The sequence below is a fragment of the Sphingopyxis sp. USTB-05 genome (assembly GCF_023822045.1).
Taxonomy (GTDB): domain Bacteria; phylum Pseudomonadota; class Alphaproteobacteria; order Sphingomonadales; family Sphingomonadaceae; genus Sphingopyxis.
This window is the reverse complement of record NZ_CP084712.1, coordinates 186,339-207,781: the sequence shown is the minus strand read 5'-3', so window position 1 is coordinate 207,781 and position 21,443 is coordinate 186,339. Positions and strand designations below refer to the sequence as shown.

24 protein-coding genes are annotated in these 21,443 nt (G+C 65.8%); 15 read left to right on the top strand and 9 right to left on the bottom strand.

Annotation, left to right across the window (positions count from 1 at the left end; all coding sequences use genetic code 11):
* The first annotated feature begins 69 nt into the window (after window positions 1-69).
* The 5 genes from KEC45_RS01020 to KEC45_RS01000 are packed head-to-tail and all read left to right on the top strand — an operon-like array spanning window position 70 to window position 4,982.
* The gene (locus tag KEC45_RS01020) at window positions 70-1,614 is read left to right on the top strand and encodes a lipopolysaccharide biosynthesis protein (RefSeq protein ID WP_062186855.1); all 1,545 of its coding nucleotides are present in this window, start codon (window positions 70-72) and stop codon (window positions 1,612-1,614) included.
* Window positions 1,611-2,318, top strand: a complete 708-nt coding sequence (locus KEC45_RS01015; protein WP_062184933.1) for an HAD-IB family phosphatase — start codon at window positions 1,611-1,613, stop codon at window positions 2,316-2,318. Before KEC45_RS01020 ends, KEC45_RS01015 begins: the two co-directional genes overlap by 4 nt.
* Window positions 2,318-3,457, top strand: a complete 1,140-nt coding sequence (locus KEC45_RS01010) for a hypothetical protein (RefSeq protein ID WP_062184936.1) — start codon at window positions 2,318-2,320, stop codon at window positions 3,455-3,457. Before KEC45_RS01015 ends, KEC45_RS01010 begins: the two co-directional genes overlap by 1 nt.
* A complete protein-coding gene (locus tag KEC45_RS01005) occupies window positions 3,454-4,557 on the top strand; it encodes a CDP-alcohol phosphatidyltransferase family protein (protein WP_252171314.1) in 1,104 nt (367 codons plus the stop codon). Before KEC45_RS01010 ends, KEC45_RS01005 begins: the two co-directional genes overlap by 4 nt.
* Window positions 4,554-4,982, top strand: coding sequence for an HIT family protein (locus KEC45_RS01000; RefSeq protein WP_062184943.1), 429 nt, complete (start codon window positions 4,554-4,556; stop codon window positions 4,980-4,982). Before KEC45_RS01005 ends, KEC45_RS01000 begins: the two co-directional genes overlap by 4 nt.
* Here the strand turns inward: KEC45_RS01000 and KEC45_RS00995 are convergent.
* The 3 genes from KEC45_RS00995 to KEC45_RS00985 are packed head-to-tail and all read right to left on the bottom strand — an operon-like array spanning window position 4,970 to window position 7,448.
* Window positions 4,970-5,734 (bottom strand): sugar phosphate nucleotidyltransferase, encoded by a 765-nt coding sequence (locus tag KEC45_RS00995; protein WP_062184946.1) that lies wholly within the window; start codon window positions 5,732-5,734, stop codon window positions 4,970-4,972. The genes KEC45_RS01000 and KEC45_RS00995 overlap by 13 nt on opposite strands.
* Entirely contained in the window at window positions 5,731-6,525 is a 795-nt protein-coding gene (locus KEC45_RS00990) for a nucleotidyltransferase family protein (RefSeq protein WP_252171313.1), read from the bottom strand. The genes KEC45_RS00995 and KEC45_RS00990 overlap by 4 nt, the downstream gene beginning before the upstream one ends.
* A complete protein-coding gene (locus tag KEC45_RS00985) occupies window positions 6,522-7,448 on the bottom strand; it encodes an alpha/beta hydrolase (RefSeq protein ID WP_062184952.1) in 927 nt (308 codons plus the stop codon). The genes KEC45_RS00990 and KEC45_RS00985 overlap by 4 nt, the downstream gene beginning before the upstream one ends.
* A gap of 202 nt (window positions 7,449-7,650) precedes the next feature.
* Here KEC45_RS00985 and KEC45_RS00980 point away from each other — a divergent pair, with 202 nt between their 5' ends.
* Genes KEC45_RS00980 through KEC45_RS00965 form a run of 4 tightly spaced genes read left to right on the top strand, consistent with a single transcriptional unit; the run spans window position 7,651 to window position 11,519 of the window.
* On the top strand, window positions 7,651-8,493 hold the full coding sequence (locus tag KEC45_RS00980; RefSeq protein WP_062184955.1) for a diacylglycerol kinase family protein: 843 nt from the start codon (window positions 7,651-7,653) through the stop codon (window positions 8,491-8,493).
* Window positions 8,490-9,338 (top strand): metallophosphoesterase, encoded by an 849-nt coding sequence (locus KEC45_RS00975; protein WP_062184958.1) that lies wholly within the window; start codon window positions 8,490-8,492, stop codon window positions 9,336-9,338. Before KEC45_RS00980 ends, KEC45_RS00975 begins: the two co-directional genes overlap by 4 nt.
* Window positions 9,339-9,387: 49 nt before the next feature.
* Window positions 9,388-10,479: a hypothetical protein gene (locus KEC45_RS00970; RefSeq protein ID WP_062184961.1), complete on the top strand. Its 1,092-nt coding sequence runs from the start codon at window positions 9,388-9,390 to the stop codon at window positions 10,477-10,479.
* Complete coding sequence (locus tag KEC45_RS00965) at window positions 10,476-11,519, top strand: phosphotransferase family protein (RefSeq protein ID WP_062184964.1); 1,044 nt, start codon at window positions 10,476-10,478, stop codon at window positions 11,517-11,519. The genes KEC45_RS00970 and KEC45_RS00965 overlap by 4 nt, the downstream gene beginning before the upstream one ends.
* On the opposite strand, the gene KEC45_RS00960 is transcribed toward KEC45_RS00965, so the two are convergent.
* The 4 genes from KEC45_RS00960 to KEC45_RS00945 all read right to left on the bottom strand — a co-directional run bounded on the left by KEC45_RS00960 (window position 11,516) and on the right by KEC45_RS00945 (window position 14,167).
* Complete coding sequence (locus tag KEC45_RS00960; RefSeq protein ID WP_062184967.1) at window positions 11,516-11,821, bottom strand: hypothetical protein; 306 nt, start codon at window positions 11,819-11,821, stop codon at window positions 11,516-11,518. The genes KEC45_RS00965 and KEC45_RS00960 overlap by 4 nt on opposite strands.
* A 104-nt stretch (window positions 11,822-11,925) precedes the next feature.
* Window positions 11,926-12,423: a 30S ribosomal protein S9 gene (rpsI, locus tag KEC45_RS00955; protein ID WP_062184970.1), complete on the bottom strand. Its 498-nt coding sequence runs from the start codon at window positions 12,421-12,423 to the stop codon at window positions 11,926-11,928.
* Window positions 12,423-12,902 carry a 50S ribosomal protein L13 gene (rplM, locus tag KEC45_RS00950; RefSeq protein WP_058537036.1) on the bottom strand — a complete coding sequence of 160 codons (480 nt, stop codon included), beginning with the start codon at window positions 12,900-12,902 and terminating at the stop codon, window positions 12,423-12,425. The genes rpsI and rplM overlap by 1 nt, the downstream gene beginning before the upstream one ends.
* 215 nt (window positions 12,903-13,117) lie before the next feature.
* Entirely contained in the window at window positions 13,118-14,167 is a 1,050-nt protein-coding gene (locus KEC45_RS00945) for a COX15/CtaA family protein (protein WP_062184973.1), read from the bottom strand.
* Between the two features lie 104 nt (window positions 14,168-14,271).
* Between KEC45_RS00945 and KEC45_RS00940 the strand changes: the two genes are divergently transcribed.
* From KEC45_RS00940 to galU, 6 genes are all read left to right on the top strand, one after another.
* A complete protein-coding gene (locus KEC45_RS00940; RefSeq protein ID WP_062184976.1) occupies window positions 14,272-15,264 on the top strand; it encodes a M48 family metallopeptidase in 993 nt (330 codons plus the stop codon).
* A gap of 57 nt (window positions 15,265-15,321) precedes the next feature.
* On the top strand, window positions 15,322-15,858 hold the full coding sequence (gene msrA / locus KEC45_RS00935; protein ID WP_062184979.1) for a peptide-methionine (S)-S-oxide reductase MsrA: 537 nt from the start codon (window positions 15,322-15,324) through the stop codon (window positions 15,856-15,858).
* Between the two features lie 139 nt (window positions 15,859-15,997).
* The gene (locus tag KEC45_RS00930; protein ID WP_062184982.1) at window positions 15,998-16,537 is read left to right on the top strand and encodes a YfiR family protein; all 540 of its coding nucleotides are present in this window, start codon (window positions 15,998-16,000) and stop codon (window positions 16,535-16,537) included.
* Entirely contained in the window at window positions 16,534-17,763 is a 1,230-nt protein-coding gene (locus KEC45_RS00925) for a diguanylate cyclase (RefSeq protein WP_062184985.1), read from the top strand. Before KEC45_RS00930 ends, KEC45_RS00925 begins: the two co-directional genes overlap by 4 nt.
* Before the next feature lie 19 nt (window positions 17,764-17,782).
* Complete coding sequence (locus tag KEC45_RS00920) at window positions 17,783-18,283, top strand: OmpA family protein (RefSeq protein WP_062184988.1); 501 nt, start codon at window positions 17,783-17,785, stop codon at window positions 18,281-18,283.
* 62 nt (window positions 18,284-18,345) lie between these two features.
* Entirely contained in the window at window positions 18,346-19,209 is an 864-nt protein-coding gene (galU, locus tag KEC45_RS00915; RefSeq protein WP_252171312.1) for a UTP--glucose-1-phosphate uridylyltransferase GalU, read from the top strand.
* A gap of 37 nt (window positions 19,210-19,246) precedes the next feature.
* Here the strand turns inward: galU and aqpZ are convergent, their stop codons facing one another.
* Both aqpZ and KEC45_RS00905 read right to left on the bottom strand, forming a co-directional pair.
* Window positions 19,247-19,972, bottom strand: coding sequence for an aquaporin Z (aqpZ, locus tag KEC45_RS00910; protein ID WP_062184994.1), 726 nt, complete (start codon window positions 19,970-19,972; stop codon window positions 19,247-19,249).
* Window positions 19,973-20,072: 100 nt separating this feature from the next.
* A complete protein-coding gene (locus KEC45_RS00905) occupies window positions 20,073-21,359 on the bottom strand; it encodes a methyl-accepting chemotaxis protein (RefSeq protein ID WP_238586752.1) in 1,287 nt (428 codons plus the stop codon).
* Between the last annotated feature and the right edge of the window lie 84 nt (window positions 21,360-21,443).

Genomic DNA, 21,443 nt, shown 5'->3' with positions numbered 1-21,443 from the left:
GGGGTGAAGCGGGGTGATCGCGCGAAAGCCGCTGGCGGCGCAGCGGACGAGCCGCTAGGTGCGGCAACGATGAGCGAAGACGTCGCCCAACCCGCCATAACCAGCCGCAGCGTCGCGCGCGGGCTCGGCACGACCGTGCTGGCGCGCCTCGGCGCAGTGGTCGAGATCGTCGCGCAACCGCTCTACGTGCTGATGTTCGGCCTTGCGGGCTATGGTCTCTATGCCGTGCTGTGGGCGGCCGTGAACCTGCTCGAAAATATCTTCGACCTTGGCATGACGAGCGCGATGCAGCGCACGGTACCGCAATCGGCAAGCGATGCCGAGGCCGCAGCGGCGTTGCGCACCGCAATGGTCTTTGGCGTCGGCCCATGCATCGTCGTCGCGGCCATCATAGCCGTCTTTGCCGCCGATCTCGGCCCGCTGCTGAACGTCGCGGACCATGATCGCGAACTCGTCACCCCCGCGATCCGTACCTTCATATGGGCGCTGCCGCTGTGGGCTTTTGTCGAAATCGCGACATCGGCGCTGCGTGCGCGCATGGTGTTCGGCGCCGAAATCAGACTGCGGATCGTATGGGAACAGGTGATGCGGCTGGTGTTCGCCGGACTGTTCTTTGCCGGTGGCCTCGGCCTCGAAGGCCTATTCATGGCGCATCTCTGTTCCCTGGCGGGGACGGCCGCGCTCAGCATTCGCCTGCTCGCGCGTCATTATAGCTTTGCTGACGTCGCCCGCCCGCCAAAGGTCGGCAATACGGCGCGCGACACCTTCTGGGCCGGTCTTTCCATCCTGCCGTCCAACATCATCGGGCGGTTGTTTGGCGACGCACCGGCGCTAATCCTCAATCTCCTGCTTCCAGGGGCGGCGGGCGCCGCCGCGGCGGGCCTCTTCACGATCGCGCGCAAACTGTCGAGCGTCGTTCAGTTGGTTCGCATCGCCTTCACCTATGTCATGGCGCCGCTCGCCGCGAGCGCCGAACGCGAGGACCGGCGGCAAGTCGCCGACATCTACGCCTATGCGACGCGGCTGATCTCGGCGATCGCGCTACCGCTCGCCGCAGTGCTCGCAGCGGGTAGCGCGTCGTTGCTCGGGTTGTTCGGACACGGAGCGCTGACAGCCCAAGCCGCACTCGTCATCTTGCTGTTCGCGCGCGCCGCCGAAGCGGTGCTCGGCATTTCGTCACCGGTGCTGCAGGTCGTCGCCGCGTTCCGGCAGCAACTCACCGCGAGCATCGTTGGCGTCGCGGTTGCGATCGGTTCGGGGTGGCTGATCGTCGGCCATCTCGATCCGCTGACCGGCGTTACGCTGGCGACCGCCATCGGTCTCGTCGTGATGGCCGCGATCCCGACGCTCCAGCTCGCAATCACCGAAAAGCTCCAGCCCTTTGACGCGCAGTTTCCGGCGGTGGCGCTGCGCGGAATTGCAATCACGCTCGTCGCGGGCACGGTGGCCGTGCTCGTCGACCTCCTCCCTGACTGGCTTTCCCTGCCGCTGCTCCTCCTGACCGCGGTGGCTTCGATCTGGCTGGCCCTCCGCTTTGCGCTGCCGCTTGCCGATCGCATGTCGCTGGGGAAGACCGGCCGCAAACTCCGACTGTTCAAACACGAAGACGCATGACCGACCCGCTACCCATCCGTATCGCGATCTACGATCTCGACCGCACCGTGCTGCGCACCCCCACCTTCACGCTGTTCCTGCTGTGGGCCGCATGGCGCGAGGCCGCATGGCGCCTGCTGCTGCTCCCCGCGCTCGCCGCGCTGATGATCGGTTACGCCCTGCGCCTTTACGGCCGCGACCGCTTCAAGCCCGCCTCGATCCGCCTGATGCTGGGCGGAGCGATCACGCCTGCGCGCGCCGAAAGCCTCGCCGCCGCCTTTGCCGCCTGGCGCGTCCCGCGCGACGTACCGCCGGGAGCAGCCGCCTGTATCAAGCGCGACCGGGCCGAGGGATATCGACTGCTGATGGCGACCGCGGCGCCCGAATTTTATGCAGGCGCGATAGCCGATGCGCTGGGCTTCGACGCCATTGTCGCCTCGCGCCACCTCCGCGACAGTGCGGGCAACTGGCTTCCCATGCTCGACGGGCCGAATTGCTATGGCGATGAAAAAGCGCGGCGGGTTGCGGAATGGCTCGCGGCCAACGCCAAGGACGGGACCGCCCATATCCGGGCCTATTCGGACCATGTCAGCGACGCGCCAACCTTTGCGCTCGCTAGCGAAGCCTGGCTCGTCGGGCGCGGCGACAAGTATGTCCGGCTGGCCGCAAAATATGGCTGGCATGCCGCCGATTTCGAGGATGCAGCGGTGGCCGAGGTCCGTTGATGCGCATCCTGTTCCTCTTCATCGGTGAGCCACATCACGTCTTCCACGCACTGCCCGTTGCCGCCGAAATGGCCGCCGCAGGACAGGCGGTCGAAGTCGCCGTCGCAAGCCCGGACCATCTGCGCGTCGTCGAACAGGTCACACACGCCTACCCGGGGTTTGCGCCGCACATCACCCTGCTTGGCCAGAGGGGTTTCGCCCGCTGGCTGCGCGATAAGGGATTGTTCCGGCACCCACGGCTGCCGATCCTGATCGATGCGCTTCCCTATCTGCGCCAGTTCGACGCGATCGTCGTGCCCGAACGGACGACCACCGCGATCCGGCATTTCCTGCCGCGCAAGACGCGGCTGATCTTTACCCCGCACGGCGCTGGCGACCGCGCGATCATGCTCGATCCGCGCGACCGGCATTTCGATTTCGTCCTCGTCGCGGGGGAAAAGAGCGAACAGCGCCTGATCGACGCCGGGACGATCCAGCCGGGCCGCTATGCGGTCAACGGCTATGTGAAGCTCGACCTGATGCCGCGGCTGCAGGCGACGCGCGAACCGCTGTTCGCAAACGGCCGTCCGACCGTCCTTTATGCGCCGCATTTCAAACGCGACCTGTCGTCGTGGGACCGGTTCGGGCGCGATGTCATCGACTGGTTTTCTGCGCAGGACCGCTATAATCTTGTCGTCGCGCCGCATGTACGCCTGTTCGCCGAAGCGAGCGATGCCGAGCGCGTGGCGGTGACCGAGCTGGCGGTGCCCGGCAAGATAGCGATCGACCTCGCGTCCGACCGACTGTTCGACATGAGCTATACGAGCGGCGCCGACATCTATCTTGGCGACGTCAGCAGTCAGGTTTACGAGTTTCTCGCGACGCAGCGCCCATGCCTTTTTTTGAACGCCTACGGCGTCGAGTGGCGGGGCGATCCCGACTATCTGTTCTGGACGCTCGGCGATGTCGTGAGCGATCTTGCCGACTTGCCTGCGGCGCTCGATCAGGCCCACGCCCGACATCCGCTTTATGCCGCCGCTCAATGCGAAAGGCTGGCGGAATCGATCGGCGGCAACCCGGAGGGCGCGGCGCGGCGCGGCGCCGAAGCGATCCTCCGCTTCCTTGCAATGGACGCCGGGCAGGATAAGAGCGGCAGATGACCGACGCCAAGTCCCTGCCCGCCCTGACGCCGATCGGCGAAAATTCGACCTTGCTGTGGGGCATGACCAATGCCGAGCGGCTGCGGCGGCTGGCCCGCGCCGAAGGTTTGCCCGAGAGCGTCGGCCCGTCGGGCGCGCAGCTCTACGTCAATCTCGATTATGTCTTCGACCCCGTGTGGCTTCGCCATATCCTGACGCTGCCCGGCACCGTGGTCATGGACGGCGACGCGCTGGTGATGGCGCATCTGACCGGCGGCATGCGGGCCGAGGATATCGCGGCACACCGCGATACGCTGACGATCATCGACTATCGGGGCAATCCGCAAATCTACAACCGCCAGCTCCGCAAGCTCGACTGCCCCTTCATCCAGCGGCTGACGCCTGAAACGCGGCGCGAGATCGAGCGGAAGAGCTATTTCGGCGCGTACAAAGGCGTCACCGATGCGCTGACCAAATATCTGTGGCCCGAACTCGCGCTGTGGCTGACGCGCGGCGCCGCGAGTATCGGCATGACCCCGAATATGGTCACTGCGATCGGCGCAACGCTCTGCGTCTATGCGACCTATTTGTTCGCCTATGGCCATTATTGGGAAGGCATGCTCGCGGGCTTCATCTTCATGGTGCTCGACACCGTCGACGGAAAGCTCGCGCGCTGCACGATCACCTCGTCGAAATGGGGCAATGTCGCCGACCATGGCGTCGACCTGGTCCACCCGCCCTTCTGGTGGTATTTCTGGGGCGTCGGGCTCGGCACATGGGGCCTTGCGCTGTCGAACCAGACCTTCCTGCTCGTCATGCTCGCCGTCGTCGCAGGCTATATACTCCAGCGCGTGATCGAGGGGCTGTTCATCAAGGATTTCGGCATGGATATCCATGTCTGGCAAAAGTTCGACAGCCAGTTCCGGCTGGTCACCGCGCGGCGCAACCCCAATTTCGCGATACTCTTTCTCGCGACGCTAGCCGGCCGCCCCGATACCGGCCTGATCGCAGTTGCCTGGTGGACCGTCATTTCGCTGGTCGTCCACGCCGTGCGACTGGTGCAGGCCTATGCCGTGAAGCGTTCGGGTCGCCCGATCGTGAGCTGGATGGAGGAAGCATGAACCAGACCATCGCCAAATTCGGCCACCCAGCGACGCTGATCGCCGAATATGATCATTGGGTCGTCCTGCTGCGCCCCGCGCAGCCGACGCTCGGTGCGCTCGTGTTGGCGGCGAAGTCCGACGCGATAGCCTTCGGCGACCTGCCTGCCGCAGCGCATGCCGAACTCAAAGTGGCGACCGCCGCGATCGAGGGGGCACTGACGCAGGCCGTCGGCTATGCCAAGATCAACTATCTGATGCTGATGATGGTCGACCCGCACGTCCATTTCCACGTGCTGCCGCGCTATGAGGGCGAACGTTCGGGCGCAGGGCTCACGGTCGCCGACGCCGGTTGGCCAGCGCAACCCGATCTCGGGCAGGCCGTGAAGCTCGACGAGGCGCAGATCGCCGCAATCGCCGGCTGGCTCAAACCCTATTTCGCGTAGCGGCCTTCGGCGGCCCATTTCGCAGTAAGCGCATCGGCAGCTTCGACGTCCTGCGGGAAATCGACTTCCTGCCATTCCAGGCCTTCGATCGACACGGTGCCGACACGGTTGCCCTTCGCGATGATGTCGATCGCGCGCAGATACCAGCGCTCGACCCCGTCGGGGGTGCGCATCATCTGGTCGACCTGGTTGCGGAATATCGACGGGCCGTCGCCGACAAAGGCAAGCATGCCGATCGATTCCGCATTGGTGTCTGGCGGCAACAGCCGCTTGCCGATGTGGTGAAGGCGTCCCTCGGCGTCGCGGTTCACCTTCATGTCGTCGTCGTCATAGTCGGCCTTGACGTCGACGGTGACGTTGATCGGCTCGTTCGCGCCCGCGATCAGCTTTGCGACGATTTCGTCCGAGATGATGGTGTCGCCGTTGAGGATGATGAAGTCGCGGTCCATCTCCTCGCGCGCGATCCAGCAGGTGCCAAGATTGTCGGCGACCTGAAAGAAAGGATTGAACAGGGTGCGGATCCGCGCGCCGGTGTCGCGGTAAAGCTGCAGCGCATGATCCTCGACGCGTTCGGTCCGGAAACCCGTGACGACGACGATATCCTTGATCCCGTTCGCGACGAGCGCCGCGACCTGCCAGCTGATGAGGCTGCGGCCGTTGAACTCGATCAGGCATTTGGGGATGTCGCGGGTCAGCGGCAGAAGGCGCGAGCCCTGTCCGGCCGACAGGATGATGGCTTTGTCGATGGTCATAGGGGCTGCCCTATAGCGCCTTGCCGCCGCGCGGCAAATATCGCTTCGATCAGTTCGATGTCTGCGGGCTTGTCGGCATCGATGCACGCCTCGGGTTCGGACATCGGCACGACCTTTGCCCTCAGCCCGAAACGCAGCAACGCGCGCGCCACGCCCTGCTGGATCGTAAAGAGGCGGAGCAGCGCCCCGATGAGCAGCCACGGGCCGAAAGCGGCCACGATCTTCAGCCCCTTCTTGCGGTCGCGTTCGATGCGCCCCCAGAAATCGAGCAAGGGCAGCACACGGCGTCCGCGCAGCCGGAACATGTTCGCGCCAGACCACCAGCCGCCACGAAATTTCAGCCAAGTGCGCTTCGACTGAGGATAGCGCGCGAGCAGCACGTCGCGCTCGACCATCGCGACCGCGACATCGCTGTCCGTAGCGCCGCCAAGAAATTCGGCGATCATCGACGGCGTAAGCAACACATTGTCGGCGGTGGTGACGAGCAACGGATCGTCGCCCGGCGGCAGCGCGGCGGCAAGCGAGCTGCTGATCCCCTGCCCCGAATCGGCGAAATGCAGGTTGGCGAGCCCGGCCAACCCCGGTTCGGCCGCCAGCTCTGCACTATTCTGCGCCAGGATCGTGATCGCGCCGATTTCGGCCGAGGCGCGAAGCGCTCGCACAACATGGACAAGCATCGCCTGCCCCGCGATCGGCAGCAAGGCTTTGGTCGATACGCCGCTGCCGGTGAGCAATGGGTCGGGACCGGGCCGGCTACCCGCCAGCACGATCGCCGGGATCGGCGCGCTCACTGTGCCGCTTCCGAAGCGGGCGCAATGCGGCGACCGGTCACGCCGCGCAGGAAATCGGTCGCCTCTTCGAGCACCGGCCCCTTGTTCTGGAACGGCGCGGCAAGCGCCATCACGACGCCGGTATGCCCCATGCCGGGATAGATGCGCAGCGTCACCGGACCACCCGCCTTTTCGATCGCCGCGGCGAGGTTCTGGCTGTTGCGCGGGCGCACCGTGTCATCCTCGTCGCCCGTCGCGAGCCACAAAGGCGGCGCATCGCCGCGCGCGAAGTGGATCGGCTGCGTCTTCTCGATCGGCTTGACCTTGCCCATCGCCCGGTCGCCGCGGCCGCCCTTTTCGAGCGGCAGGAAGTCATAGGGTCCGGCGAGTCCCGCGACGCCGCGGATGACCGACGGATCGCTCCTTGCCGCGCGCAGCCATTGCGGGTCGAGCGCCAGCATCGCGGCATTATAGGCGCCCGCCGAATGGCCCATCAACGCGATCCGGTCGGGGTCGCCGCCGAGCTTGGCGATATGCTCGTGCGTCCACGCGACCGCCGCGGCGCTATCTTCGATAAAGTCGGGCCAATGCGCCTTGGGCACAAGGCGATAGTCGGGGATCACGACGACGAAACCCTGCCGCGCCAGCGCGCGTCCGGCAAAACCATAGCTGTCGCGATCACCGCTGTCCCAGCCGCCGCCGTAAAAGAAGACGACCACCGGCAGCCGGTCGTCCGCCTTGGCGTTTTCGGGCACCCAGATGTCGAGCGACTGACGCGGGCCGCGGCCATAGGGCTGATCGGCGAGCAGCAACCGTGCGCCATCGCCCTGCCCGAGCAGCCGGTCGGCCATGTTGAGCGATTTGGCGCCGCCCGCGACGATCATCTTGGCGCCGCCGCCGAACAGCAACACAAGCAACAGCACCACGAAAAGGAATTTGATCAACCGTCGTCCTTTGGAAACCGGCCCCGTCATCATTCGCGCCCTACAGGGCGGCGGTTCCGGGAACAAGCGGGGGCGAAAGGACTGTATCTCAGTTTTTCGTCACCCCGGATCAAGCCTGTCCTGAGCCTGTCGAAGGGTCCGGGTGACGAAAGGGTGAAATGAAGCGCGCCACCTTTTCCGCATTCGCGCGTAGGACAGGGCGATGACCAACGCCTTCTCCCGCCCCGCCCTTGTTTGTAACCTGCGTAGCGGCAGTTCCGACGAGGCTCTCGTCGGCCGCTTGAGCGAGATATGCGATGCCGCGGGGACACCGCTCGTCCGCACCGTCACACTTCCGGACGCCGAACTGCCGACAGTGGCCATACTCGACGATGCGAACGTCGACCTGCTGCTGGTCCTGAGCGGCGACGGCACGCTCAACGCCGCCGCGAGCAAGCTTGAAACATGGGACGGCGCGATGCTCCCGCTCCCCGGCGGAACGCTCAACCTGTTCCACAAGACGCTGCACGGCGATCGCGGTCCCGAGGATATCTTGCAGGACGCGCTCGCGGGCAAGGCGCGCATGGTCCATCCGCCGACCATCCTCAGCGACGCCGGCCGCGCCTATATCGGTGTGATCGCCGGGCCGACGACCGCATGGGCCGAGGTGCGCGAGCAATTCCGTTCGCTCAGCCTCAGCGGTCTTGCCGAGACCATCCCCGGAGCGATCGACGCGACGCTCCATGGCGACGGCGTGCGCATTCGCGGGTCGGACCAGTCGTTCCAGGCGATCAACCTGACGCCGAAACCCGACCGCATCCTTGCCGAGGGGCTGATCACCGACAGCGCGGGATCGATCCTGAGCCACGGGATCGCCTGGCTCGGTGGCGATTTTCGTGAGGGACCAAGCGTCGACCTGTCCGAACGCCGCGCAGTCGTCATCGAGGGTAAAGGGTCGATTGGCCTGCTTCTCGACGGCGAACCCGCCGAACTGCCGTCGGGGGCGACCTATCGCCTGGAGGCGAGCCCGCTCGCATTCCTCGCCACGGCGCCCGCTGCCACATGACGCGCCTCTTCCACATCAGCGACCTGCATTTCGGGCTGGAGGATCGCACCGCGCTCGGCTGGTTCACCGATTGCGTCCGGGCCGACCGGCCTGACGCCGTGCTGATTACCGGCGACCTTACGATGCGCGCGCGCAGCCGCGAGTTCGCTGCGGCGTGCGACTGGATCGGCGCGCTCGACGTCAAGGTGACGGTCGAGGTCGGCAATCACGACCTGCCCTATTTCAACCCCCTGGAACGCTTCTTCTATCCCTATCGCCGCATTCGCGGGATCGAGCGGCTGGTCGAGCGCGAACTCGATCTGGCGGGCGTCGCGGTGGTGCCGCTCAAGACCACGGCGCGTGCGCAATGGCGACTCGACTGGTCAAAGGGATGGGTGACGCGCCAAGCGCTGGAAAAGACGCTCACAGCGATCGACGCGCTACCGCGCGGTACGACGATATTGGTCACCGCGCACCACCCGCTGGTCGAAGCGGGCACGAAGGGCCGCGCGCTGACCCGCGGCGGCGAGCGCGCGCTCGCTGCACTGGCCGAGCGCGGCGTCGCGGCCGTGCTCACCGGCCATGTCCACGATGCCTTCGACCTGGTGAAGGAAACGGCGGCCGGTCCCGTCCGCATGATCGGCGCGGGCACGCTGTCGCAGCGCATCCGTTCGACCCCACCCAGCTTCAACGACCTGACCGTCGAAGGCGCGGAGATCGGCGTGCGCGTGCGCAACCTCGAGCATGTCTCGACCCCCGATATGCAGATCGACGAAGTCCCGCCCGACGCGCTGCCGCCGCGCGAACCCGGTGAGCCGGTCGCACCCGTTGCGGCGGTGCCGCCGGTCGATCCACCGGTGCATTGACGCCGCGTGTCATCCCGTTACGTTGCAAGAAAAAACGGGATGAGGACATATGCTGACACGAGGCGACGATTTTCCGTTGCACCAGACCAGCGAACCGATTGCGTTCGCCGGGACGGATCGCAACTTTTACGACCGCTATTTCTTCAACGGCTATTCGCCCGACGGTTCGGTCTTCTTCGCCGCGGCGATGGGCTTCTATCCGCAGCTCGGCATCGTCGACGCCAGCTTCTGCGTCATTATTGACGGGGTGCAGCATAACCTTCGCGCGAGCCGGCGATCGGGGGGCGAGCGTCTGGATCTGTCGGTCGGGCCGATCGCGCTCGACATCAACATGCCGCTCGAAATCGTCACGCTGACCATCGCGCCGAACGACGGGCCGCTCGCGGGCGAGTTGCGCTTCACTGGCCGCCATTTCCCGATCGAGGAACCGCGTTTCATCCGCCGCAACGGCACGCGCCTGTTCATGGACTATACGCGGATGACGCAGAACGGCCGCTGGTCGGGCTGGCTGTCGGTCGATGGCCGGCGCGTCGACGTCGGCGCCGATTGGACGGGCACGCGGGACCGTAGCTGGGGTGTACGGCCCGTCGGCGCAAGCGAACCGCAGCCGCCGCCCGAGGGCAATTTCACCCAATTCTTCTGGCTGTGGACGCCGTGCAATTTCAAAGACAGCTCGCTCTTCTTTCACAGCAACGACGACGGCGCCGGAAATCCGTGGAACCGCCGGGCCGTCATCGCGGGCGATGGCGGGACCGAGCGGCATTTCGACGCCGCTACCTTCAGCGCCGATTGGCAAGCGGGATCGCGGCGGATCGCCAGGATGATCGCCGACCTGGGGAACGGTCGCTCGCTGACGTTGACGCCCGCCGGGCCGGTCTTCGCAATGAGCGGGCTCGGCTATACGCATCCCGTCTGGGGCCACGGTCTCGACCACGGCCCCGAACTCGCCGTCGCACACGACAGCCTCTCGGAAGCCGAGCGCGGCTGGGGCAATCCGCTGGCGATGCATATCCAGGCGCTGGTCACCGCCGAACTGGCCGATGGCGCCGCCACGCATCGCGGGGTCGGCGTGCTCGAACAATTGTTCGTCGGCCCGCATGAACCCACCGGCTTGTCAGGCCTGATGGACCCGGCGCGGTGAGCTTCCCGACCTCGCCCGATGCGATGTCGCCCGCGTGGCTGGCCCGGGCGCTGGGACAGGCCCCCGAAGCGCTGCGCGGCTTCACCGTCGCCAAGGTCGGTACCGGACAGATGTGCGACAGTTTTCGCCTGACGCTGGACTGGGCGGGAAACGTGGGCGCGCCATCGACCGTCGTCGCCAAATGCCCGAGCCATGATGACGCCAGCCGCCATATCGCCAAGCTGACGGGCACCTACGTCAAAGAGGTGAGTTGGTACCGCGAACTCGCGGCGGGGAGCGGCGTCGCCGCACCCTTGTGTCACCATGCGGAGATTGCCGAGGACGATGTCGATTTCGTCCTGATCCTCTCGGATCTCGCTCCGGCAGGACAGGGCGACCAGCTCGCGGGGCTGGGCCTCGCGGGCCTTATTCCCTGCATCGAGGCGGCGGCCGGGCTGCACGCCCTGCTGTGGAACGATCCGCGGCTCGACACGCTGCCCTGGCTTGCACGCGACAATGGCGACGTGATCCGCGCGCTGTTCCCGCAGCTCTATGCGGGGTTTCGCGAACGCTATGCCGAGCGGCTCGACCCCGAAGTGCTCGACCTCGGCGCCGGGATCGCCCAGCGGCTCGACGCCTATCTTTCGCGTCAGACCGCCGCGCGGACGATCGTCCATGGCGACCTGCGCATCGACAATATCCTGTTCGCCCCCGACGGCGAGAGCTGCTGGCTCGTCGACTGGCAGACGCTGGGGCGCGGCAGCGGCGCCACCGACCTCGCCTATCTGGTCGGAACCAGCATCGCCGACCCGTTCGAGCGCGCGGCCGCCGACCGGCCGGCGTTCGATCACTGGATCGCCGCGCTGGAACGGCGCGGCATAGCGCCCGACGCGGCGGGTCTGTGGACGGACTATCGCGTCGGCGCGCTCAGCGGCTATTTCATGGCCGTCTTCGCGTCGATGAGCGTCGAGCGTACCGAACGCGGCGACGAGATGTTCGCGGTGATGGCCGAACGTCCGGCGCGGCAGGCGTTAGCGCTGGGAAGCCTCGACCTGCTTTAGCCGAGCCGATGCGGTGTCGGGTCGCCCAGTTCGCCGACGAGCTGGGCATAAGCGTCGGCACGGCATCTGGCGTAGTGAAGACCAAGCTCCTCGCGCGACATCGGCAGGTCGTTCGCGAGCGCATCGAGGATCGCCGGATCGTCATGCTGCGCGATTTCGCGCACCAGCGCCGCGGGGTCGATATCGAGTATGGCAGCAAGCAAACGAAAACTGCGCGCGCGCTGGCGGAATTCGAAATCCATCAGCCGCGCCGAATCCTTTTCCTCCTTGGCCAGGAGGGCTCTGCGAAGGTCGAAAACCATCGCGCCAATCTATGGCACCCGGCCTGCTTCTTCAACGCACAACGGAAAAGGGCGGCCCGTTGCCGGACCGCCCTTCCCTTGTCCGTCCGTCGACGGAAAACTGATTAGCGCTTCGAGAACTGGAAGCTACGGCGGGCCTTGGCCTTGCCATATTTCTTACGCTCGACGGCGCGGCTGTCGCGGGTCAGGAAGCCGGCCGTCTTCACAACGCCGCGCAGCGCGGGTTCGAAGCGGGTCAGTGCCTGCGCGATGCCGTGCAGCACGGCGCCCGCCTGGCCCGAGAGGCCACCGCCCTTGACGGTTGCGATCACGTCATACTGGCCAACGCGCTCGGTCAGACCGAAGGGCTGGTTGATGACAAGACGCAGCGTCGGACGTGCGAAATAGACTTCCTGGTCACGGCCGTTGACGGTGATCTTGCCGGTGCCGGGCTTGACCCACACGCGAGCAACGGCGTCCTTGCGGCGGCCGGTCGCATAGGCGCGGCCCTGCTTGTCGACGATCTTTTCACGCAGCGGCGCGTTCGAGACCGGAGCAGCGACGGTGCCTTCGACGGCGCCGGCGAGATCCTTGAGATCGGTCATGGTCTGTTCGTCAGCCATTATGCACCCACCTTGTTCTTGCGGTTCATCGACGCGACGTCGATCACTTCGGGGCTCTGCCCTTCATGCGGATGTTCAGCCCCGGCGAAGATACGCAGGTTGCGCATCTGCTGGCGACCGAGCGGGCCGCGCGGGATCATGCGTTCGACGGCCTTTTCGAGCACGCGCTCGGGGAAACGGCCTTCGAGGATCTTCGCGGGGCTCGTTTCCTTGATGCCGCCGGCATAGCCGGTGTGCTTGTAGTAACGCTTGTCCTGCAGCTTCTTGCCGGTGAACGCCACCTTCTCCGCATTGATGACGATGACATTGTCACCGCAATCGACGTGCGGGGTGAACGACGGCTTGTGCTTGCCGCGCAGGATGTTGGCGATGATCGAGGCGACGCGGCCCACGACGAGACCTTCGGCGTCGATCAGCACCCATTTCTTTTCGACCGTGGCGGCATTCGCCGAAACGGTCGTCTTGGTCAGCGCCTTCATGGCACGCTCCTTGACAGATATGGACCGGAGCAACAGCGCCCCGAAACAAACCGCGCCGCCTGTCCCAAATGGACGAAGCGGCGCTTCGGAGCGGGCCAATGGCGAAAGCGCGTCAGAAAGTCAAGAAGATCGCGGCTTTGCTGACAGGTATTATGATACCCGCGTGCCCACGGAGCGATCTCCGGCGCCTGCACCGCGCCGGCGTGGAGCCGATATCATGCCGGCCGGCGACCCAGCCGGTGAAGCCCCGCGGCAGCTATGGCGACCAGGATCGCACCGGTCACCTGATGCCACACGGCAACCCACATCGACACGCCCGACACGACGGTCCAGATGCCGAGGAGCATCTGCGCCGCGACGACGGCGACGAGCAGCCGCGCCTCGATCCGCGCGCCGCGCTTTGCCAATGTGCGTGCAAGCAGGAGCAGAGCGAGCGCCGCGATCCACGACCACCAGCGATGGAGAAAATGGATCAGGAAGGGATCGTTCGTGAGGGCAAGCCACGCGCCGCCCGCCCAGTCGATGCCCTCGGGGACGAAGTGATCGTTCATCAACGGCCAGCTACTGGCGACATAGCCGGCATTGAGCCCCGCAACCCATGCACCGAGCAGCAACTGGACGAAGAGGATCGCGACGACCCCCAGCGCAGGTCCGGTCAGGCGCGCCGGACGCGCCGCGGGATCGCGCGCCAACCTATCGAGGTCGCGCGCCGTCCACACCAGCCCTGCAAGCAGGAACAGTGCGGTCAGCAAATGCGTCGCAAGGCGGAAATGGCTGACGTCGGTGCGATATTCGAGGCCGGAGGCGACCATCCACCAGCCGATCGCGCCCTGCAACCCGACGAGCGCGGCGAGCGCGAGCAGCCGCCAGCCATAGCCGGTGGGAATCGCGCGGCGCCATGCAAACCAGATCAGCGGAAGCAGCAGCGCCATACCGACGAGGCGGCCGAGAATGCGGTGCAGCCATTCCCAGAAGAAGATCGCCTTGAAACCCTCAAGCGTCATGCCGAGGTTGATCGCCTTATATTCCGGGATCCGCTTATATTTCTCGAACTCGGCGATCCAGCCGGCCTCGCTCAGCGGCGGCAGCACGCCCGAAACGGGGCGCCATTCGGTAATCGAAAGCCCGGATTCAGTCAGGCGGGTGATGCCGCCGACCCCGACCACGATGATGACCAGGAGAGCGACTGCCCAGAGCCAGCGGGCCAGCGCGGCGGGGCGGGGTTGGCGGGCGGCAGGCGCCGGCAAGACAGAGGCGTGCGTCATTGCCCGCCCTATCGGCGCTTGCCGGGCGATAGGCAAGAGGTCGGAAACCGGCCGCCAAGGGAAATTCATGGCCCCGACAGGCGCGCCTTGATAGGGCTATTGCGATGCTGCGCCGCGCCCGATCGATCTTCCTTATCCTGTCGCTGTCGATGGCTGCGCCCGTCTTCGCGGCGGCCCCTGCCGAACAATCGCCTTATGCCGCATTGGCGGCAACGGAGGCGCGCGTCGCGGCGATCGGCTTTCGCCTGACGGTCGCCAATGCCGCCTGGTGCCCGGCGCGCCAGCCGCAGTTCGGATGGATATGGGGCGACCCGCGCCTTTATGCGGCGGACCGCCGCTCCGAAGCTCTCGCGGCCTATGGCGCGGATGATCATAATCACGCCTATATTGCCGCGCTCGCGCCAGCCTCTCCTGCTGCATCGGCCGGAATGACCGTCGGCACGCCGGTGACGGGCATCGGCAGCGCCCCCGTCCCTGACGGCGTCGGGGACCATCCTTTTGCGCGGATCACCGCGATCGAAACGAGCCTCGCCGCGCTACCCGCTGGCACTCCATTGACGCTCCACATCGGTGCAGGACGCATCGTCAGCGTCACGCCCGTGGCCGGATGCATCAGCGATTTTCGTGTCGAAACCAGCGACAGGCCTGCCGCCGTCGCCGATGGGCGAATGGTCCTCGTTAATCAGGGACTCGCCGATTTCGCATCCGATGACCAAGAACTTGCGGCGGCGATCGCGCACGAACTCGCGCACAATATCCTGCACCACCGGGCCCGGCTCGACGCGGCGGGGGTCGATCGCGGGCTCGGTAAGCAGTTCGGCCGCAACGCCCGCTTGTTCAGACAGACTGAGGTCGAGGCTGACCGGCTGTCGGTGTGGCTGCTGGCCGGTGCGGGTTACGACCCCGCGTCAGCCGCGCGGTTCTGGACCCGCTTTGGCCAACGAAAGGGCCGGCCGCTGTTCCAGGCGGGCACACACCCGCCCTGGCGCGAACGCGTCGCCGCGCTCGAAGCCGAAGCGGCGGCGGTCGCTGCCGCGCGCACCGCGGGCCAGCCGCTCCGCCCACCGCTGATCGGTGAGCCGGCGCCCTTGGAATAGGTGCGCGCACATCCTATTTTGCGGACAATCCCCCTTTCCCAACAAGGATCGACGCCCATGACCCAAGAGACCGCCATTTTTGCCGGAGGCTGCTTCTGGTGCACCGAAGCGGTGTTCCAGTCGCTCGAAGGCGTCGAGAGCGTCGAGAGCGGCTATATCGGCGGATCGGTCGCCAACCCGACCTACAAGCAGGTGTGCGGCGGCGATACCGGCCATGCCGAAGCGATTCGCATTACATTCGACCCCGCCGTCATTTCATACGACGACCTGCTCGACGTTCATTTTGCAACGCACGATCCGACGACGCTCAACCGCCAGGGCAACGACATCGGCACCCAGTACCGCAGCGCGCTCTTCCCGCTCGATGCGGCGCAGGCCGATGCGGCGCGTGCGGGGATCGATCGTGCGGCCGCTGACTGGCCCGCACCGATCGTCACCACGATCGAGAGCGCGTCCGAATGGTATCCGGCAGAGGATTATCATCAGGCCTATTGGGAAGGCGAAGGTCAACGCAATCCCTATTGCATGGCGGTCATCCCGCCGAAACTGGCCAAATTGCGCAAAGGATTCAGTGATCGTTTGCGTAGCGCGTAATCGTTCGACCAGTCATGCGGCCGCTGTTGCAAGATGGCCGCATGACGTCAGTTTTCATTGACTTTCCAATTGTTTTGACTAGCGGACGCGCCTTCGCTGGGGCAGGATGCCCCTGAAACGCAGTTGGGGGCGCTGCCGGGTGCTGGCATCACTGTTTCTGATTGGCACGTTGGTCACGGCACCGCACATGGCGGCGCAGGCCGCAAGCCAGACAATCGTCGAAGACAGCAACGGCGGAATGACGCGCGCCGTCAACCGGATGGTTGGCGGCATTGTCAGCTATGCGCGCTGGCCCGACGCCGCGCCGCCGACCGGACGCATCATGTGCATGGTCGGAACGCCGCGACTGGCCGATCGCATGGCCCCTGATGTGCCGGGCCCCGGTTCGGTCACGGTTCGCCGGATCGCCGCGGCCGCCGTGAACCCCGACTGCGATATCCTGTTTCTCGGCCGGATGCCCGTTGCCGACCGCCGGCAGTTGATCGCCTGGGTGCGTGGGCGCCCGGTCCTCACCATCACCGACGACGATGCCGCCTGCATCTATGGCGCGATGTTCTGCCTGAACAACAAGGCGGGAAGCCTCAGCTTTTCGGTCAATATCGACGCGATCGGTCGCGGCCCACTCCGGATCGACCCGCGCGTGTTACGGATTGGCGTCGGCGAAGGGGGGACGTCATGACCGGCCCAGCAGCCACCCCGCCCCCCGTCGAACGGATCGGCGCCCGCACGACGCTGCAAAAGCTGCTGTCGCGCTTTCATTTCGGCATCACACTGTTCGCAGTCGCGCTCTCGGGCCTGACCATCCTGCTCGCGGGTGTCACCGCGCTGCGCGGCTATGCCGACCGCAATATGGAACTCGCCGCACAGCTCGGCGCCTATGGCGTCGAACCCGCGCTGGTATTCAACGATCCGCAGGCGGTCCGCGAGGGGCTTGAGCCGCTGACTCGCATTCCCGGGATCGCCCGGCTTCGCGTGCTCAACGACGTCGGCCGGCCGGTCACCGAATGGACCTCGCCCGTCGCCGATCCGGCGCCGATCCTGACCCGCATCTTCTTCCCCCGCCCCTTTGCCGTCACCGTCCAGCGCAACGGATCGGCGATCGGCAAGATCGAGGTGTGGGGCGACAGCTCGACGTTGGTCGATTATGTCCGCCTCGGCCTGCTTGCCGGCCTCGGCTGCCTGCTCATCACCGCGTTCGGCACCATCTTCCTCGCGCGGCGGTTCGAATATGAACTCGTCAAGCCGCTCAACGAAATCGCGACCGTCGCCCACGACGTGCGGCTGCACCGGCGCTTCGACAAGCGGGTCAAGCCGCTTGGCATTGCCGAACTCGACCGGCTGGGCGGCGACATCAATTCGCTGCTCGACGAATTGCAGGGGTGGCAGGGCCATATGGAAAGCGAGCGCGCCATGCTCGCGCACCGCGCCTCGCATGACACGCTGACCGCGATGCCGAACCGCGCTGCCTTCGACGAGCAACTGACGAAGCGCATCCAGGTGGCGGAGGGCCGCGGCGACCGCTTTGCCCTGCTCTTCATCGACGCCGACAATTTCAAGGCGGCGAACGACAATTTCGGCCATGCGGCGGGCGACACCGTGCTCGTGGCGCTGTCGTCGTGCATCAAGGACACGCTTCGCAAGGGCGATTTCGCTGCGCGGATCGGCGGAGACGAATTCATCGTCCTCATCGACCCGCTCGACAGCGAAGCCGTTCCCGACGATCTCGCAAACCGCATCCGCGCCTGCGTGTCGCAGCCCATCGCGCTGCCGGGCGGCGCGACCTATCGCGCGGCGGTCAGCGTCGGGGTCGCGGTCTTTCCCGACGATGGCAGCAACGCCACCGCGCTGCTGACCGCCGCCGACGCGGCGATGTATGCCGACAAGCTGACCAACCGTTCCATCTGATGACAAACGGAGTGACGCCGTGAACCTTGATTTCCCCCGATCGATCCGGACCCTCTTCCTCATCGGCTTCGCCGCCTTGCTCGCGGCGTGCCAAAGCGTGCCGCCAATGACCGGTTTCAACGCCGCGCAGATTGCGGTCCTCCAGTCGCAGGGCTTCGTCGAAACCGGCCCCGGCTGGATGCTGAGCATGCCCGAACGACTGCTTTTCCCATCGAACGAGAGCAGCGTGACGCCCGAGCAGCAACAGCGCATCACCGATATCGCCGCGAAACTCGTCGCGGTCGGCATCCCGACCGCGCGGATCGAAGGTCACACCGATTCGACGGGCACCTCGGCCTATAATCTGACGCTGTCGCAGGCGCGGGCGCAGGCCGTCGCGGGGCCGATGCAGGCGGGCGGCATGCAGTTTACCGCGGATCAGATCGTCGGCCGCGGGGAGACCCTGCCGCTGTCGAGCAACGCAACGCCGGAGGGGCGGCAGGACAATCGGCGCGTCGTCGTGATCGTCACGCCGCAGTGACGCGGCGCGCGGCGCAGTCCGCGCCCTTTTCTTGATCGAAGTTCGCCGCTAAGCCCTCGCGTATGAAACCGATCCGCAAAGCCGTCTTTCCCGTCGCCGGTCTCGGCACCCGCTTCCTGCCCGCGACCAAGGCGATCCCCAAGGAAATGCTGCCTGTCGTCGACCGGCCGCTGATTCAGTACGCGGTCGACGAAGCGCGCGAGGCGGGGATCGAACAGATGATCTTCGTCACCGGTCGCGGCAAGAGCGCGATCGAGGATCATTTCGACGTCGCCTTCGAACTCGAAAAGACGATGTCGGAACGCGGCAAGGATCTGTCCGTCCTCGAACCGACCCGCCTCGGCCCCGGCGCCTGCGCCTATGTGCGGCAACAGGAACCGTTGGGCCTGGGCCATGCCATCTGGTGCGCGCGCGATATCGTCGGGGACGAGCCGTTTGCGATCTTCCTTCCCGACGAATTCATGCACGGCTCGCCTGGTTGCATGAAGCAGATGGTCGATGCGTATCAAAAGGTCGGCGGCAACCTGATCTCGGTGCTCGAAGTGCCGCACGAGCAGGTGTCCTCCTATGGCGTCATCGCGCCCGGCGCGCGCGACGGGGCGCTGACCGAAGTCCGCGGCCTCGTCGAAAAACCGCCGGTCGCCGAAGCGCCATCGAATCTGATCATTTCGGGCCGCTATATCCTCCAGCCCGAAGTGATGCGGCTACTCGAACGCCAGGAAAAGGGCGCGGGCGGCGAAATCCAGCTAACCGATGCGATGGCGACGATGATCGGCAACCTGCCCTTCCACGCCGTCACCTTCGACGGCGCGCGCTATGACTGCGGATCGAAGGCCGGATATATCCAGGCCAATCTCGCGGTCGCGCTGGCGCGCCCCGACATGGCCGACCAAGTGCGCGCCTTTGCGGTCGACCTGCTGAAATAAGGCCGGCGGAGGCCCCAGGCCCCCGCCGGATCGGCGATTATTCGCCCTCGATATTCGGTTTCGGGAATCTGTCGGCGCCTAGCGTCTTGTAAAGCAGGCCGCCGATCGCCCCGCCGATCAACGGCGCGACCCAGAACAGCCATAGTTGCTGAAGGGCGATGCCGCCGACGACGAGCGCCGGGCCGGTGCTGCGCGCCGGGTTGACCGAGGTGTTCGTAACCGGGATCGAGATGAGGTGGATCAGCGTCAGTGCAAGGCCGATCGCGATCGGCGCAAAGCCCGCTGGCGCACGCCCATCGGTCGCCCCCATGATGATCCACAGGAAAAAGGCTGTCAGCACGATTTCGATAATGAAGCCCGACCAGATGTCATAGCCTCCCGGCGAACCCGCGCCGAAACCATTGGCGGCAAGGCCTTTGGTGGCGAGATCATAGGCAGGACTGCCGCTGGCGACATAGAAGAGCAGGAAGGCCGCGACGATCGCGCCCAGCACCTGTGCGATGACATAGAGCGGAATATCGCGCGCGTCGAAACGCCCACCCGCCCACAGCCCCACCGTGACCGCCGGGTTGAGGTGACAGCCCGAAATATGCCCGATCGCATAAGCCATGGTGACGACCGTCAAGCCGAAGGCAAGCGATACGCCAAGCAATCCAATGCCGACATCGGGGAATGCCGCAGCGAGGACCGCGCTGCCGCAGCCGCCGAACACAAGCCAGAACGTGCCGATAAACTCGGCCAGACCCTTTTGGATATTCGTCATGATGACCCTCCTCCCCGCCGGTGGCCTCAGACGCCTCCGGCGCGGGGTTCATCCTATCAGGGTTGCGCCGTCGGGCAAGCCCTTGTCCGAGCGCGATGAATCAGGCCGCAGCGACCGTTTCGACGAAGTTGCGCGCGCGCTGGTGCAGCGACAATGCGGCCTCGCTCAGCCCGGCGGACAATTGACCCAGCGACTGCGCGCCGTCGCCGACCGCGCTCGCGCCATATCCGATCTCACGGACGCGCGCGTCGATCTCGCGGCCCGCAAAGACGGCCTGTTCGACATAGCTGGCAATCGTCAGCGTCGTCGCGCTCTGCCCGTCGACCGCATGGTCGATTGCATCGGAAAAACCGTTGTTCGCGTCGATCGCCTTCTCGACCTCGACAAACCCCGCCGCGACCTGTTCGACAATATCGCGGATGCGGTCGACATATTGGGTGATATCGCCGGCGGCGGACCGCGTCTGGCTGGCCAGCGTCTTCACTTCCGACGCTACCACGGCAAAGCCGCGGCCGGCATCGCCGGCACGCGCCGCCTCAATCCCCGCATTGAGTGCCAGCATGTTGGTCCGGCTCGCCATGTCGATGATCAGGGCAAGCATCTGCTCGATCGACTGGCTCGCCGCTTTCAGCGCGACAGCCCGCTCGCTCGCAAGCTTGATCTTGCGGTGCGCGTCGCCGCGGACCGCGCGTGCGCGCGATCCGTCGTCGACGATCCTCGCCATCGTCGCGGCGAGTGCATGACCCCGGTCGCCAAGGTCCTGCAGTCCGGCAAGCGTCTGCGCCGTCGCGCCCGCGACGGTGACTGCGTCGCGCCCCGTTTGCTGCGCGCGTTCGGACAAGGTGGCGGCGACTGTCTCGACCTTGCGCGCCATCTCGGACAGCCGTTCGGTAAGCGCGCTTATCTCCTGTTGGAACCGCCGCCCGGCATCGTCGATATGCGTCGCGCGCGCCGCACGTTCCTGTGCGACTTCGACGTCGCGCAGCATCGCGAGCTTCGCGAGTTGCCCGCTGTCGAGCGTCTCGACGAAACGCCCTGCGCGCACGAGAATCAATTCCTGCTGCCCCGGCGATTGCGCGACGATACGCAATAAATCGGTGGTCGATCGCGTCACGTCGGCGACAGGGCATTGTTCGATCATCGAGGCGATCGAACCGCCGATCGTCGGGTTCTGCATCAGCGAAAACCAGAAGGGGCAGAACAACAGCTCGCGCACGCGCTGTTCGCGAATGATCCCCACCGGCCGGTCTTCGCCATCGATCACCGCAAGCGCGCGGAGCTGCGGATTGCCGCGGAACAGGTCGATGACCTCGGACATATGCGCATCGGCGCCGATCGCGGACGCGTGGCCCGACGCTGGCGTAAAGGCATATCCCATGGCGTTCATTCGACTCTCTTCATGTTGCGACCGTTCGCGCCCCGACCTAGAACGACTTGGTAAACACGAATTTAACCATTTATTTCAGTGATG